The sequence below is a fragment of the Syntrophotalea acetylenica genome (genome assembly GCF_001888165.1).
Taxonomy (GTDB): domain Bacteria; phylum Desulfobacterota; class Desulfuromonadia; order Desulfuromonadales; family Syntrophotaleaceae; genus Syntrophotalea; species Syntrophotalea acetylenica.
Window position 1 is genome coordinate 1,206,990 of the sequence record NZ_CP015455.1, and the last position, 15,006, is coordinate 1,221,995.

Consider the following 15,006-nt stretch of genomic DNA (forward strand, 5'->3'; position numbering starts at 1 on the left):
TTTTAGAGAGTATTTCTTATTAACATTATCATGTCGTTATGCCGTTTCAAGAGCTTGGCAGGATTTCGGGGTATAATAAAAAATAACCTTCCGAACAAAAGGGTAGGGCCTGGCCTGCTGCAAGGCGAAGCCTGTCAGGAAGGTTGCGCTTCCCGCTGTCGGTCGGAGCACGGCAAACACGGCTTGGCGGATTATCGAATCTGAAAGCGGCAGACGAACCGCGGAAAGGAAGCAAACACCTTTGAAAATTGCTACCCTGAACGACGCATGGGCAGAAGTTCCTGAAGCCGCGCTTGGCGATTTTGCCGCTGCAATCGAGGGGGATGTGCTGCGGTCCGGTGATGATGAATACGAAACAGCCCGCCTGATCTGGAACGGCATGATCGATCGGCGTCCCTCCCTGATCGTGCGTTGCACGCAAAGAAACGATGTCGTCGCCGCGGTAAGGTTCGTTCGATCCCACAACCTGCGGGTTGCTGTCCGGGGTGGCGGGCATAACGTGGCCGGCAAGGCACTTTGCGACGACGGGGTGGTCATTGATCTCGGCGGCATGGCCGGGGTGAAGGTCAATTCGGGGATTCCTTCTGCTTGCGTCCAGGCCGGGGCGCGTCTGGGGGACGTCGACGCGGCAACCCGGCCTTACGGGCTGGCGGTTCCCGTCGGGGTGGTCAGTAGAACCGGGATCGCGGGGTTGACCCTGCATGGTGGCATGGGGTGGCTTTTGCGCAGAGACGGTTTGACCATCGACAACCTTATAGGCGCGGAAATTGTGACGGCGGAAGGGAAGATAATTGCCGCCAGTGCCGACGAGAATCCCGATCTGTTCTGGGCTTTGCGCGGCGGCGGAGGCAATTTCGGGATTGTGACCGCCTTTGAATACCGCCTGAGGCCCATCGCGTCGCAGGTGTGGTTTGCCACGGTGCTGTACCCTTTTTCCGAAGCAGAGCGGGCCATCGCATTCTGGCGTGACTTCATGGCCGGTGCGCCGGTGGAGCTCAGCAGTTTCTGCGTGTTGCGCAGCCGGCCCATGCGGTCGGCCGAAGGCAAAGCCGATCGCCAGCCCGTGGTGGCTTTTCTGGCCTGCTATTCCGGCCCTTTCGAACGCGGCGAAGAGGTTATCCGCCCCTTTCGGGAATGGTCGAAACCGCTGGCGGACCTGTCCGGTCCCATGGATTTTCATCTCGGGGTGCAGCGCCTTTTCGACAAGGATTATCCACCGGGGCGATGCTATTACTGGGATTCCCTGTTTTTCAAGGCCCTCGATAACGGCACCATCACCCGGATTGTCGGCCACTCCGCACGCAGCGCATCCCCCCTGTCGTCGGTGAATATCTGGGCTCTTGGCGGCGCCATGAATGGTGTTCACGCCGCCGATACCGCTTTTGGCAAACGGGATTGTCGTTTTATGGTAGCGGTGGAAGCCAACTGGGAAGGGATGGAACATGCCGATGCCAACAGAGCCTGGGTTGCCGATTTTGTCAATGCGTTGCGGCCGATGTCGCGGACCGGTGTTTATCTCAACTTTCCCGGTGCCGCGGGAGAGCAGGACCAGCTGGTAAAAGGTTGCTATGATCAAAACTTCGCCAGATTATGCAAGATCAAGCGACGTTACGATCCTGAAAACATCTGGCGGGGAAGCTTCAATATTAAACCCTGAAACCGCAGAAGAGATTTACCCGGAGCCTTGTTTCGCGTAACCGCCGGGGAAAATGCGCGATCCGGAATGCAGACCGTGAAAATTTCTGGTTAAACGGTCTGGCAATCTGTTGGACTGAAAAGCGGTGCCTTCACCGTAGTGAGGATGGGTCCATGAACATTCAAGCTGAAGTGAGTCTTTATCCGTTGCGGGAGCCGTCCTTGACGCCCGCCATCGATGCCTTTATGGAGGGATTGCGGCGACCTGGTATCTGCCTGCGCAGCGGCGCCATGAGCACCGTGATCAGCGGCGAACGTCAGGCTGTTTTCGAGGCCGTGGCCGACAGCTTTGCCCGGGTGGCCGATGAACATCAGGTGGTGCTGACTGTCAAGTATTCCAACGCCTGCCCGACGGACAGTTGCGAGGTCGCAAAGTAGCTTTATCTGTGCAAAAAAATTGGCGCCTGACATCGGAATTAACGGATAGCAGGCGCGCTGCATGCAGAGGCGATCAATACTACCGGAGGCTTCCACTGCAACCTCTGGTTATGATGCATGCAGACACTATTTCAGGTATGAGCAGCAATAATCGGCGACTTCCCTGACTTTGAGTGAGAATTTCGAATTGGCCGGCACCTCGAAGCTCTGGCCTTCGCTGAAAATTTGCCAGGTATCGGTGCCGGGAAGAAGCACCTCCATGGAACCGCCGAGCATTTCCATGACCTCGGCTGCTGCGGTATCGAATGCGTATTCGCCCGGCATCATGATGCCGAGAGTTTTCTTGGTGCCGTCGGCAAACAGGACGGTGCGGCTGGTGACCTTGCCATCGAAATAGACGTTGGCTTTTTTCACGATCGTGACGTTTTTGAATTCCGACATGGATCTGTTCTCCTGACATGATATGAAGGAATGGGTCCACCGGGCCGGTAGGCCAATGATGTGGCGGGTTAAATTCGGCCGCAGGATCATGGTTTGAAATAAGACCGATGTCAAATGAAAACCTGCTGTAGATGCTCGATTTTTGTGCTTGACCAGAATCGCAACGCCATTTATATCCTGTTATTGGTTTTAATTCATGAACTCAGGGGGCCGTATGCAAAAGGATCAGGCTCAAAAACGCGCTGATCGCATAGGCGCATTCCGGGAAGAATTGGCGGACCTGGAGAAAGAGGGAATCCTGGTTCTGGACGATTGGCAGAAGGAGCATCTTGTTTCTTATCACCGCTCGTTGCTGGATCGCTACGCCTTCCGATACGATGTTGACATCGGCGGTGCCGAGAAACAGCTCAGCTGGAGTATGCGTATCGCCGCTTTTTTAGGGGCGCTGGCGTTGTCGGCTGCGGTGTTTTTTTTCTTTTACCGTTTTTGGGGAGGGCTCGGTACCGGCGTACAGGTAGCCATTCTCGGCAGCGCTCCTCTCTGTGCCGTGGCCGGCGTCGACTGCGCGGCCCGACGGGAAAAGACACTCTATTTCGCTTCCCTGCTGAGTCTTATTGCCTTTACCTGTTTCGTTCTCGATCTCTCCGTACTCGGCACGATATTCAATATCACACCCAGCCAGAATGCGTTTCTGGTCTGGGGGGCCTTTGCCATGCTTTTGGCCTATGCATCCGGGCTCAGACTGATGCTGATAGCCGGCATGACCTGCCTCATGGGCTACCTGGCGGCGACCGTCGGAACCTGGTGGGGCTGTTACTGGCTTTCCTTCGGAGAACGGCCGGAGAATTTCATTTTCGCCGGCGCTCTGCTGGCATTGCCGGGGACCGTGCCGCACCGTGAGCATGACAATTTCCCCAACCTTTATCGAGGCTACGGTCTGCTGGCAATCTTTATCGCCATCCTGATCCTTTCCAATTGGGGCAGGGGCAGTTACCTTCCCTGGTCTCCCGGGGTGATCGAGGCGGCCTACCAGATTTTCGGATTCCTGCTGGCTGCCGCTGTCATCGCCTTGGGGATTCGACGGCAGTGGCCCGGTTTGACCCATCTGGGTTCGACCTTTTTTGTGCTTTATCTCTATACCAAGCTGTTCGACTGGTGGTGGGACTGGATGCCCAAATACCTGTTTTTTCTGCTGATCGGTTTGAGCGCGGTTCTGATCTTGCTGGTGCTCAGGCGATTGCGGACTGCGGCGAGGGGAGGTATGTCATGAACCGGCGCTACCTTTATGGTGCACTGGCTTTGGTTATTCTTGTCAACGCAGTGGTGCTTGCGGGCGTTGTACGCAATCGTATCGGCGCTCCGGATGCCTTATTGACCCTGACCGAGCGCGAGCTGCCCCTGACCAGTACCTTTTATCGACGGGAGAACAGCGGGGTATCCCTGTGGCTCAACGTTAATTCCGATATCGAAGAGCGGACCTGGTTCGATGAACAAAAGCTGGCCGAGCTTGGATTTTCCGTGGGACGCGTAAAGGACTCGGATTCCCGGGATGTTTACAGGGTGTTGCCCAAAGAGGCATTGGTGGTACTGGAGTACAACGGCGAGGCCTGGCAGCGTTTTCGGCTGCGGCAGCTGGAAGAGATTGCCGCCCTGCCTCTCAAACAGCGGCAGGGTCAATTGACGGCGGAAGCGGCTGCCCGCCAGAAACAAGAGAAACTTTTTCAGCTGACCGTTGCCTCGCGTCTTTTCGCTGTCGATGCCGGTCTGGATGCCGTAGACCTGCGCCGGCGCTATGCCGACAAAGGTCGCTATATCATTTTGCCCTCCCAGGTTCGCATGCAGGTTGACTGGCGTGCCTCCGAAGGTAGCAATAGCAAAAAAAGGCTTTACGGACAAATTCAGGGAATTATGGTTGAGCGGATACATGTCCCGCTACAATTTCATGCATCCCTGAAGTCTTTGCCGGGGAAAACCTGTATCCATCCCGGATATACCCATTACAACCCCAAGACGCCGGCCATGGTCCGATATCAGGTCGTGGTTGCCTTCGGGCAACGGCTGGAGCCGTGGATAAAGACGATCGAGAAGTTCGACGGGGACCAGCAGGGAGCATTGTAAAACCGGAAAATTTATCTGAAAGCCGCAATGTTCTGTTTAACGAAGCGATACCAAGGAGAACTGCCATGAATAAAAGTTCTTACAAGGCCCTGGTCGTAGAGGAAACCGAGCAGGGTTATGTCCGTTCGGTCAAGAGCAGAACCGTTGAAGAGCTGCCGGCGGGAGAATTGCTCGTCCGGGTCGCCTACTCATCCCTGAATTACAAGGATGCCTTGTCGTGTATCGGCAATAAAGGGGTTACGAAACACTACCCCCATACCCCGGGCATCGATGCCGCAGGGATTGTCGAGCATTCCGGTTCTTCGGAATTTGGGGAAGGTGACGCCGTTATCGTTACCGGTTACGATCTGGGTATGAATACCGCCGGCGGGTTCGGCGAGTATATTCGCGTTCCCGCGGCATGGGCACTCAAGTTGCCGACGGGGTTGAGCATGCGGGAGGCAATGATATTCGGAACAGCGGGATTCACGGCCGGTATCAGTGTGTCCAGACTGGTGGAGCGTGTCCGGCCTGATGCCGGCGAGGTGTTGGTCTCGGGGGCGACTGGCGGTGTCGGTTCCATGAGCGTGGCGATTTTGTCCCGACTCGGCTACCGGGTTGCAGCCATGACGGGTAAGGTCGAAGAGCGGGTTTTTCTGGAAGGTCTGGGAGCCGGCCGCATCCTGCCTCGCCAGTCGTTTCAGGAATCCACCGATAGACCCCTTCTGCAGGCTCAATGGGCCGGGGGTATCGATACGGTCGGTGGCGTCATTCTGGAAAACCTGATCAAATCGATCCATCCGCAGGGGATCGTGACCTGCTGCGGTAACGTAGCCTCGGCCGATCTGCATCTTACCGTCTACCCCTTTATCCTTCGCGGCGTTTCCCTCGTCGGGGTTGACTCGCAGCATTGCCCGATGGCGGATAGAATCCGTCTCTGGGAAAAGCTTGCCGATGCCTGGAAACCGGACATGTTGTCAAGTATGTGCACAGAGATATTCCTCGATGATGTCGATGCATGCGTCGACAGGATGCTTGCCGGGAAGTTGAAGGGGAGACTCCTGGTGAATATGCAATCCTGAGACGTGTCTGGAGCATGGCGCGGGAAGGCGCAGGATGCCGTTGCCAGGGTCGATGACCTGGGTGGCGTCCTGCGTGCTTACCCGTCCTCGAACAGGACCTCTTCTATGCATCCGAGAAGATAATCGTACACTTCGTCGCGCCTGGTCAAAAACCCCGGCACTCCGCGATTGAGAATCTCCTCGAGTTCGCGAAGGACATGTTCGCTGCACGTTTCCAGAGTGTTCATGACGGCTTCGAACATGGGAATGACTTCGTAAAGATTATCGGCGTCAAACGGCAGGTCGTCCGGGGCTCCCGCAAACCGGGGACGGTCGCGGGTTTCTTTTTTGCGCGCATACTTATACCATAAATCCGAAGGCTTTATCGTTACATTCATAACATCTCCTGCTTGTGGTTGCTCATAAAACAGGCAGATCAATGGCATCCGCCGCACCCATTGCCGTGACCGCAGGCCGGTGTGCAGGGGGCCGCGCCGCCACCGTCCTGGCCGGATATGAGGGCCTCAAGACTTTGCGATTCGACGTACCAATTGCCTTCGTTTTCCTCTCCATTCAATTCCCCACGTTTGATGTAAAGCAGCACATTCAGCGGGGTTGTTCCGAGTTTCATGGCGACTTCGTCAATATCCAGCAGCTGTTTCCGATGGGAGACGGTGTCCATGTCATGACTCCTTTTTTCCGTTTTTCCTGATGATCTGGAGGGTTCGGGGGCCTGGTCGTGCCACGCAATCTCCGGGCACGGTGCCGGATTGTAGTAGGCTTCTTGCAGCTATCGCGCCAGAGGTGACGAAGAATCGGCCGGCACGAAGGGGCTTGATATCTCATCACAGTGTCATAGTATTACAGAATACGTCTCGGAAAATATCCGGCAGACCCTGAACGGCTTCGCTACCGGACGGGGTCGCCGGTTTCAGGGAGATTTCCGTCTGTCCATAGGCCGGCTGAAATTTGGTCGAAGCACACTGGCGATCACCTGAAAATCCCAACCCCGAACGACAGGAGGTGTGCCGTGAAAACAGCAAGAGCATTAATGGTCCTGATGGCGCTTTTTGTACTGGTTGGCTGCAGCAGCAGCGGAGGCAGTGCCGGATTGGGAGCGTTGGGCGGCGCTGCCGCTGGAGCCGGTGGTTATGAGTATCATTTGAAACGTCAGGAAGACAAGGTAGAGCAGGATTATAAGGATGGCAAAATTACAAAATCTGAATACGATATTCGCATCGATCAAATTAAAAAGGATTCTGTTTTCAGATAAGAGCCGTTGATTTTTGCCGACTTTGTAAGCAAATATTCGGAGCAGGGGAACCTGCTGAATATCGCGACAGCCGATAGGTCACCACAATCAACAAAAGCCGTAGCCGCCTGCGAACGCGTTTTTCGTCGCGGCGGCTTCGGCATCTCAGCTTCGCAGGCAATTCCCGTTGATAGGAATTCAGTCGATCCCGATTGGACTGGACTCGATCAAACAAGCTCCCTACCATCAATTCATCTTTCCCCGTCCGGCCGCAATGCTTACTCCAGCCCGCGACATCCCAAACAATCGTGTGGGGGGGACATTGCTAGCCAGTCAATTAAGAAGCCCGTTCAGCAGCATCGGCCGCGCCTGGAGAAGGATCTTTCCCCGTCTGACCGCAATGCTCACTCCGGCTCGTGACATGCCAAGCATTCGAGCAATCTCTGCACCATTGCAATCCATCACACCAACGGCCAGATAGCAGAATATCGCTCGCGTCTCGGCGACTCCGGTCAGACGAGTTCTCCGGGAGAGCAACTCCGGCGATACCTTAAAAGTCTCTGCCACCTTCATCAGTAACTCCGGCAGCGGGATTTTCTTTGAAAGCGGCACAGCCGCGACAGGCTGGACCGTCTGAAAAAAGGCCTCGCTTCCAAGAATTCTCGCATCGGCAGCCAAGTTTTCTTCCTGGCCCACCTGCTTGGACAACCAGCGCCGCAGTCCTTTGTTTTCCTCCGGATCTGGAGCCCTCTGACAGAGGCCGTCAGCGATAAAGGCTGTGTAGCCCGCTCGGCCTTCTTGAACGTTTTGCCCGAAGCGCTCCAGCACCTCGATGCAAACCTGGCCGGGGAGCATCCGGTGACCCAGTACCACGGCATGGCCGCACCAGGGATACGCGGCCAGTTCGGTCAAACTCTCAACCAGTCCGGCGCGCAGGGGATTGAGATGTACGTAGCGCACAAGTTCGAGGAAATAGTTCTCTTCTTCACAGACAAAGGATTTGTATCGATTCTGAAAGAGGTGGCCACTGCGCTCATGCCGCAAGTTAAAGGTCACGGCATAGGAGGTCAGCAAGCGTCGCATGAAAGTGGCCAGGCATCCCGAACGCGGGCGCAGCAGCAGATGAAGGTGATTGGTCAGCAGGGCCCATGCCAGGCAGTCGGTATTCGTCTCCCGCAGCAGGACCGAAAAGCGTTCCAGGAAAAAGGAGCGGTCCTGATCATCCAGAAAGATCGGGCGACGTTCATTGCCGCGAACGATGACATGCTGGAGCAGGCCGGATATATCGAGACGGGCTGAGGCAGGGAGGGAATTTATCAGAAAGGGTGCTGGTTATTAATGTCCAAAAGAATACATCAATTAAAAATGTTTGACATCAGTTTCCGGATTTGTAAATATCCCACATTAGAAATTAAAAACATAACCTCCATCCTGGATGGAAACATGCCGACGGGGTGAAAAGAGCAGTGAGCGGGACAGGGAGGAAAAAGTGGCTAATTGACTGGCAACGGCCCCTGGTTCCTTCATGGCCTACCTCTGCTGGTGGTTGCACACAACCTTTGGAAAGCGAGAAAACCTTATGAATTCCTTGCGAACGCAACCCGCTGCCAAAAGAAAAAATGTCTGGCTTTGGACAGCAGCATCGCTGCTCCTTTTGGGGATGTTGGCTCTTACTCACGACATCATTATCACCCATATCCTTGCCTACCGAATCTGCAAAGCCGGTCCCCAGCCAAAAACCTTCATCAAAAAGACTGTCGATTATCCAGAGAGCATTTATTGGGAAGACAACATCTATCCCGGTTTTGACGGAGAGGACCGCCTGTTGATGATCCGCAACTATCTGGATGGGGTTCACCTGAAAACCATGGCACTCAATGGGCCGGATGGAACGATCCATGTCTATACCGCAACAGAAGAAGACTGGCAGGCACGGCGCGGCGAACCGAACTATTTTGACAGGTTGAACACCGAGGCCAAAGCGATAGCGGAGCGGGGAACTACGTTTACTCGTGAAGCCATGCCAAGGACGAATTACAGCGTGATTCTGAGCCCGGCGCCCCTGACCTCATTTCAGCGCCGCTATCTTTGGAGCGATGAAGTCAGAATTACGGATAACAAAACAGATGAGGTGATCGCATATAATCGCAGGCTGATGCGCAGGTGGTACATGATCATGCCGGATATTGCTTTTGGAAACAGATATTACAGTCCGGAGGTTATGTGTGGATACGATGGGTTTGAGCGTTTTGATGAGGACGTTGTATCAGGACACGCAAGAAAATTTTTCCCATCGAAGCATAGAGAGCTTTTAAATCAAAGAATTTATAGGAAATCAAAGGAGGTGTTTTAATGGTAGAGAATCGGACTAAGCTATCAGATATGGGTCAATTGGCAGAAATTTCGTACGTAGCATATGGAACGGCAATAAAAATCGATGACACTTTATTGGGAGAATTTTCTATAGAAGGGAGTTCTTTATCATTATATGACTCCTACACTGTAAAGGACTACATCTCACATTGGACCGACATGCAGGCCATTCTTTTGGAGAAGAATGACAGTGGAGGAAATCCAACTGGTGAGTATGTCATCGCTTTCCGTGGGACTGAGCCGAATAGTGATCGGGATTGGATTTCCAATGGGTTGACTGGACTTGCCAATTTCAACCCCCAAGCCATCGCGGGAAAAGCTTTTGTCCAGGAAATGATGGCTAAACACTCCATAGCGACGAATAAGCTCACCCTCACCGGACATTCTTTGGGGGGTATTATCACGCAAGCTGTCGGGGCAGATCTGCATATTCAAGGGTATTCCTTCAATCCTTATGGTGCAAATCTTCTGAGCAGCCTTCCGCCTATGCCGCTTAGCTAGTGTCTATCCGGAAAGTCATAAGCTGTTGTAATTACGAACAAAATACACGTTTTTGTACTTGAATTCTTGAGCGTGGCATGACAATATAACCCTCTAACTCGTTGAATTTATTCAACTTCAATACGGTCAGGAGGGCTTGTGAGGCGAAAAATCAATCGACAAATGTCCATCTTCGAGCTCATGCATACCAGCGCCATCGCCAAAGAGCTGCGCTGCATTTCGCAGATTCTGGATCACACGCCGGATATCCTCGATGCTGTTCACCGCGATCTGCTTCAGGGTCGGCGCGAGGATACCGGGCGCTGCGGGCTGACGGCTGACCAGGTGCTGCGCTGCGCCGTTCTCAAACAGTATCGCGAGCTGACCTATGAGGAACTGGCCTTCTACCTGGAAGATTCCGTCGCCTTCCGCTCTTTTGCTCGCCTTGAGATGGGCGTTTATCCCCGCAAGTCGATCCTCCAGGACAGTATCAAGAGCTTGACGGAGTCAACCTGGGAGGCCTTGCACCACCTGATCCTCGGCTACGCCGCCGGGACGAGAATCGAGACGGGCAAGAAGGTGCGCATCGACTCCACCGCCATTGAGACCAACATCCATCATCCCACCGACTCCTCGCTGCTGTGGGACGGTATTCGGATCATGACCCGTTGGATGGTCGAGGGCCATCAGCTCAGGCCTCGTCCGGATTACCCATTTTCCGATCATCGCCGGGTAGCCAAAAAGCGCGCCCTAACCATCCTCAATGCCCGCAAGCAGGAAACCCGCGTGGCCGCTTACCGCGACCTGGTGGAGGTAGCCCGCAAGGTCTGCGGCTATGCCCGGGAGGCGATCCCCGTTCTGGGCGCCTACCAGGGCGGCAGCTTCCAAGACGGCTGCACCGCGCACCTTCTGGCACAGCAGCTGGAGCGCGCCCTGCGCATTCTCGAAAAGGTCATCGACCAGACCGAGCGGCGTGTTTTTCGCGACGAAAAGGTTCCGGCCTCGGAGAAAATCATCTCCTTTTTCGAGAGCCACAGCGACATCATCGTCAAGTCGCGCCGCGAAACCGAGTACGGTCACAAGGTCTTTTTTACCGGTGGCGCCTCCAATCTGATTCTGGACTGCGTGATCGCCCGCGGCAATCCCGCCGACAGCGATCAATACATCGACATGCTGGAGCGCCATCAGCAACGTTTCGGCACCATGCCGCGCCAGGCCAGCGCCGATGGGGGCTTTGCCTCCAGGGATAATCTGTCGTTTGCCAAAGAGCATCAGGTCAAGGATGCCGTCTTCTCCAAGCGGCGCGGCCTTGGGGTGCTCGACATGGCCAAGAGCAATTGGGTCTACAAGCGCCTGAAGCACTTTCGCGCCGGGATCGAGGCCAATATTTCCGCCCTGAAACGGCGCTTTGGCCTGACCCGCTGTACCTGGAGCGGATGGCGCGGATTCAGGCGCTATGTCTGGAGCAATGTCGTCTCGTACAACCTGCTGGTTCTGGCACGCATCGAACTGGCCCAGGGCTAACGCGACAAAAAAGGCTGTAAAACTCGCCCCCGACAGGAATCGTGCGTCCTTATGCCGCACTTTTGGGATAAATCGGGGGTGCTATGAGACTCAACAATTTCGAAACCCTGCGGATCTGGCATTTGTCTTGCCGCCAGAGTGGCCACGCCTGACAAAAACCGGGGTTTCCGGATGGACACTAGCTATTTTAGCGTTCTGGGGCAAGTGCTGGATTTGTTCGGATTGGGCGATAAGAATGATCCATGGATTAAAGAAAATCTTTTGACGGTATCCTACCAAGATAGCGGATCGCTTAATGGCGACATCCTGTCCAACCTGCTGACCGAATTCAGCGAGCTTATTGCTGGGAATGATCACTTAGGGGGAGTATTGCCGATATTTGGAGACAATGTCGGGCTCGTCCCTGGCCATGGCATTCCTGGGTTGAATGCCGCAATCAAACGATACAACGAAATCCTTGCAAAATTTAGCGAAGAAACTACCTTCACCGACCTGTCGACAGCGTACCTGTTGGGAGGGAAAGACGGGCCCTTTTCCCTCTGTGATATCGCAAACCACCCCCGCGACAATGTCGCCTATCGTTATGCCCTGGTGAATCTCAACCCCTTTACCGTGTTTGAAGAACTGGTGGCCGCATGAATCTCCCAGCGCCGCCTACTGCTAAAAAATCAACAAAGCATAGGATCATGTGGGCCGGACTGTTGTTGCTTGCAACTGCGCTTCTGTTTCTGACCCACGACATCCTTATCACCCATATCCTTGCCTACCGCATCTGCAAAGCCGATCCCCAGCCAAAAACCTTCATAAAAAAGACTGTTGAGTATCCGGAGAGCATCTATTGGGAAGACAACATCTACCCCGGCTTTGACGAAAAAGACCGCCTGTTGATGATCCGCAACTATCTGGATGGCGTGCATCTGAAAACCATGGCCCTCAATGGGCCGGATGGAACGATCTATGTCTATACGGCTACAGAGGAAGATTGGCAGGTGCGGCGCGGAGAGCCGAACTATTTTGATAAATTGGACGTCGAGGCCAAAGCCATAGCGGCGCGGGGCGCTCTCTTTACTCGTGAAGCCATGCCAAGGACGAATTACAGCGTGATTCTGAGCCCGGTGCCCCTGACCTCATTTCAGCGGCGCTATCTTTGGAGCGATGAAGTCAGAATTACGGATAACAACACAGATGAAGTGATTGCGTATAACCGCAGGTTGATGCGCAGATGGTACATGATCGCGCCGGATTTTGCCTTTGGAAACAGATATTACAGTCCGAGGGCAATTTGCGGAGAGAACTATATATATGGGTATGATGAAAATTTGTTTATTTTTTATAAAACTGTTCCATGGCAACCTGCCCACATAGGGGTAAATAGGGATTTATTCAAGAAATTCAAAAAATTGGAGGGAGATGAAAATGCTAAATGATAAACAAACAATAACAGATATGGGTATGCTTGCAGATATTGCCTATAGTGAATATGGCGGGACATTTATTAACTATGGTGAAGTTATAAGTACTGTTGAAGATCGCTCCTTGGCTCTAAATTTTTCCTACACCGTAAAGGACTACATCTCACATTGGACCGACATGCAGGCCATTCTTTTGGAGAAGAATGACAGTGGAGGAAATCCAACTGGTGAGTATGTCATCGCTTTCCGTGGGACTGAGCCGAATAGTGATCGGGATTGGATTTCCAATGGGTTGACTGGACTTGCCAATTTCAACCCCCAAGCCATCGCGGGAAAAGCTTTTGTCCAGGAAATGATGGCTAAACACTCCATAGCGACGAATAAGCTCACCCTCACCGGACATTCTTTGGGGGGTATTATCACGCAAGCTGTCGGGGCAGATCTGCATATTCAAGGGTATTCCTTCAATCCTTATGGTGCAAATCTTCTGAGCAGCCTTCCGCCTATGCCGCTTAGCTAGTGTCCATCCGGAAACCCCGGTTTTTGTCAGGCGTGGCCACTCTGGCGGCAAGACAAATGCCAGATCCGCAGGGTTTCGAAATTGTTGAGTCTCATAGCACCCCCGATTTATCCCAAAAGTGCGGCATAAGGACGCACGATTCCTGTCGGGGGCGAGTTTTACAGCCTTTTTTGTCGCGTTAGCCCTGGGCCAGTTCGATGCGTGCCAGAACCAGCAGGTTGTACGAGACGACATTGCTCCAGACATAGCGCCTGAATCCGCGCCATCCGCTCCAGGTACAGCGGGTCAGGCCAAAGCGCCGTTTCAGGGCGGAAATATTGGCCTCGATCCCGGCGCGAAAGTGCTTCAGGCGCTTGTAGACCCAATTGCTCTTGGCCATGTCGAGCACCCCAAGGCCGCGCCGCTTGGAGAAGACGGCATCCTTGACCTGATGCTCTTTGGCAAACGACAGATTATCCCTGGAGGCAAAGCCCCCATCGGCGCTGGCCTGGCGCGGCATGGTGCCGAAACGTTGCTGATGGCGCTCCAGCATGTCGATGTATTGATCGCTGTCGGCGGGATTGCCGCGGGCGATCACGCAGTCCAGAATCAGATTGGAGGCGCCACCGGTAAAAAAGACCTTGTGACCGTACTCGGTTTCGCGGCGCGACTTGACGATGATGTCGCTGTGGCTCTCGAAAAAGGAGATGATTTTCTCCGAGGCCGGAACCTTTTCGTCGCGAAAAACACGCCGCTCGGTCTGGTCGATGACCTTTTCGAGAATGCGCAGGGCGCGCTCCAGCTGCTGTGCCAGAAGGTGCGCGGTGCAGCCGTCTTGGAAGCTGCCGCCCTGGTAGGCGCCCAGAACGGGGATCGCCTCCCGGGCATAGCCGCAGACCTTGCGGGCTACCTCCACCAGGTCGCGGTAAGCGGCCACGCGGGTTTCCTGCTTGCGGGCATTGAGGATGGTTAGGGCGCGCTTTTTGGCTACCCGGCGATGATCGGAAAATGGGTAATCCGGACGAGGCCTGAGCTGATGGCCCTCGACCATCCAACGGGTCATGATCCGAATACCGTCCCACAGCAGCGAGGAGTCGGTGGGATGATGGATGTTGGTCTCAATGGCGGTGGAGTCGATGCGCACCTTCTTGCCCGTCTCGATTCTCGTCCCGGCGGCGTAGCCGAGGATCAGGTGGTGCAAGGCCTCCCAGGTTGACTCCGTCAAGCTCTTGATACTGTCCTGGAGGATCGACTTGCGGGGATAAACGCCCATCTCAAGGCGAGCAAAAGAGCGGAAGGCGACGGAATCTTCCAGGTAGAAGGCCAGTTCCTCATAGGTCAGCTCGCGATACTGTTTGAGAACGGCGCAGCGCAGCACCTGGTCAGCCGTCAGCCCGCAGCGCCCGGTATCCTCGCGCCGACCCTGAAGCAGATCGCGGTGAACAGCATCGAGGATATCCGGCGTGTGATCCAGAATCTGCGAAATGCAGCGCAGCTCTTTGGCGATGGCGCTGGTATGCATGAGCTCGAAGATGGACATTTGTCGATTGATTTTTCGCCTCACAAGCCCTCCTGACCGTATTGAAGTTGAATAAATTCAACGAGTTAGAGGGTTATATTGTCATGCCACGCTCAAGAATTCAAGTACAAAAACGTGTATTTTGTTCGTAATTACAACAGCTTATGACTTTCCGGATAGACACTAGCTAGTGTCCATCCGGAAACCCCGGTTTTTGTCAGGCGTGGCCACTCTGGCGGCAAGACAAATGCCAGATCCGCAGGGTTTCGAAATTG

Annotated in this window: 17 protein-coding genes; 12 read left to right on the top strand and 5 right to left on the bottom strand. The window is 54.3% G+C overall.

Translation table 11 applies throughout. The annotated features are described in order from the left end of the window. Window positions 1-241 precede the first annotated feature (241 nt). Together A6070_RS05470 and A6070_RS05475 are read left to right on the top strand one after the other, a co-directional pair. Entirely contained in the window at window positions 242-1,657 is a 1,416-nt protein-coding gene (locus tag A6070_RS05470; protein WP_083558769.1) for an FAD-binding oxidoreductase, read from the top strand. Between the two features lie 152 nt (window positions 1,658-1,809). Further along, entirely contained in the window at window positions 1,810-2,073 is a 264-nt protein-coding gene (locus tag A6070_RS05475; protein ID WP_072287400.1) for a YkoF family thiamine/hydroxymethylpyrimidine-binding protein, read from the top strand. 126 nt (window positions 2,074-2,199) lie between these two features. Here the strand turns inward: A6070_RS05475 and ppnP are convergent, their stop codons facing one another. Beyond that, on the bottom strand, window positions 2,200-2,514 hold the full coding sequence (ppnP, locus tag A6070_RS05480; RefSeq protein WP_072287401.1) for a pyrimidine/purine nucleoside phosphorylase: 315 nt from the start codon (window positions 2,512-2,514) through the stop codon (window positions 2,200-2,202). Between the two features lie 214 nt (window positions 2,515-2,728). On the opposite strand from ppnP, the gene A6070_RS05485 reads away from it, so the two are divergent. The 3 genes from A6070_RS05485 (at window position 2,729) to A6070_RS05495 (ending at window position 5,693) form a co-directional block, all read left to right on the top strand. After that, window positions 2,729-3,784 (top strand): DUF2157 domain-containing protein, encoded by a 1,056-nt coding sequence (locus tag A6070_RS05485; protein ID WP_083558770.1) that lies wholly within the window; start codon window positions 2,729-2,731, stop codon window positions 3,782-3,784. Further along, window positions 3,781-4,632 (top strand): DUF4824 family protein, encoded by an 852-nt coding sequence (locus A6070_RS05490; protein ID WP_072287403.1) that lies wholly within the window; start codon window positions 3,781-3,783, stop codon window positions 4,630-4,632. Before A6070_RS05485 ends, A6070_RS05490 begins: the two co-directional genes overlap by 4 nt. A 65-nt stretch (window positions 4,633-4,697) precedes the next feature. Then, entirely contained in the window at window positions 4,698-5,693 is a 996-nt protein-coding gene (locus A6070_RS05495) for a YhdH/YhfP family quinone oxidoreductase (RefSeq protein WP_072287404.1), read from the top strand. Between the two features lie 77 nt (window positions 5,694-5,770). Here A6070_RS05495 and A6070_RS05500 read toward each other — a convergent pair whose 3' ends face one another. Both A6070_RS05500 and A6070_RS05505 read right to left on the bottom strand, forming a co-directional pair. Beyond that, window positions 5,771-6,070, bottom strand: a complete 300-nt coding sequence (locus tag A6070_RS05500) for a hypothetical protein (protein ID WP_072287405.1) — start codon at window positions 6,068-6,070, stop codon at window positions 5,771-5,773. A 38-nt stretch (window positions 6,071-6,108) separates the two neighbouring features. Next, window positions 6,109-6,354 carry a hypothetical protein gene (locus A6070_RS05505; protein ID WP_072287406.1) on the bottom strand — a complete coding sequence of 82 codons (246 nt, stop codon included), beginning with the start codon at window positions 6,352-6,354 and terminating at the stop codon, window positions 6,109-6,111. 348 nt (window positions 6,355-6,702) lie between these two features. Here A6070_RS05505 and A6070_RS05515 point away from each other — a divergent pair, with 348 nt between their 5' ends. Then, complete coding sequence (locus A6070_RS05515) at window positions 6,703-6,945, top strand: hypothetical protein (protein ID WP_235605412.1); 243 nt, start codon at window positions 6,703-6,705, stop codon at window positions 6,943-6,945. Window positions 6,946-7,257: 312 nt separating this feature from the next. Here the strand turns inward: A6070_RS05515 and A6070_RS05520 are convergent, their stop codons facing one another. Continuing rightward, on the bottom strand, window positions 7,258-8,244 hold the full coding sequence (locus tag A6070_RS05520) for a transposase (protein WP_327192004.1): 987 nt from the start codon (window positions 8,242-8,244) through the stop codon (window positions 7,258-7,260). Window positions 8,245-8,503: 259 nt separating this feature from the next. Between A6070_RS05520 and A6070_RS05525 the strand changes: the two genes are divergently transcribed. The 6 genes from A6070_RS05525 to A6070_RS05550 all read left to right on the top strand — a co-directional run bounded on the left by A6070_RS05525 (window position 8,504) and on the right by A6070_RS05550 (window position 13,233). Then, window positions 8,504-9,277: a hypothetical protein gene (locus tag A6070_RS05525; protein ID WP_072502012.1), complete on the top strand. Its 774-nt coding sequence runs from the start codon at window positions 8,504-8,506 to the stop codon at window positions 9,275-9,277. Then, complete coding sequence (locus tag A6070_RS05530) at window positions 9,277-9,798, top strand: alpha/beta hydrolase family protein (protein ID WP_072287411.1); 522 nt, start codon at window positions 9,277-9,279, stop codon at window positions 9,796-9,798. Before A6070_RS05525 ends, A6070_RS05530 begins: the two co-directional genes overlap by 1 nt. Before the next feature lie 138 nt (window positions 9,799-9,936). Beyond that, complete coding sequence (locus tag A6070_RS05535; RefSeq protein ID WP_072286075.1) at window positions 9,937-11,301, top strand: ISNCY family transposase; 1,365 nt, start codon at window positions 9,937-9,939, stop codon at window positions 11,299-11,301. A 171-nt stretch (window positions 11,302-11,472) separates the two neighbouring features. Continuing rightward, window positions 11,473-11,940: a hypothetical protein gene (locus A6070_RS05540; RefSeq protein ID WP_072287412.1), complete on the top strand. Its 468-nt coding sequence runs from the start codon at window positions 11,473-11,475 to the stop codon at window positions 11,938-11,940. Then, window positions 11,937-12,728, top strand: a complete 792-nt coding sequence (locus tag A6070_RS05545; RefSeq protein ID WP_145926425.1) for a hypothetical protein — start codon at window positions 11,937-11,939, stop codon at window positions 12,726-12,728. The genes A6070_RS05540 and A6070_RS05545 overlap by 4 nt, the downstream gene beginning before the upstream one ends. Continuing rightward, window positions 12,718-13,233: an alpha/beta hydrolase family protein gene (locus tag A6070_RS05550; protein ID WP_072287414.1), complete on the top strand. Its 516-nt coding sequence runs from the start codon at window positions 12,718-12,720 to the stop codon at window positions 13,231-13,233. The genes A6070_RS05545 and A6070_RS05550 overlap by 11 nt, the downstream gene beginning before the upstream one ends. A gap of 178 nt (window positions 13,234-13,411) precedes the next feature. Here the strand turns inward: A6070_RS05550 and A6070_RS05555 are convergent, their stop codons facing one another. Further along, window positions 13,412-14,776, bottom strand: a complete 1,365-nt coding sequence (locus A6070_RS05555; protein WP_072286075.1) for an ISNCY family transposase — start codon at window positions 14,774-14,776, stop codon at window positions 13,412-13,414. Between the last annotated feature and the right edge of the window lie 230 nt (window positions 14,777-15,006).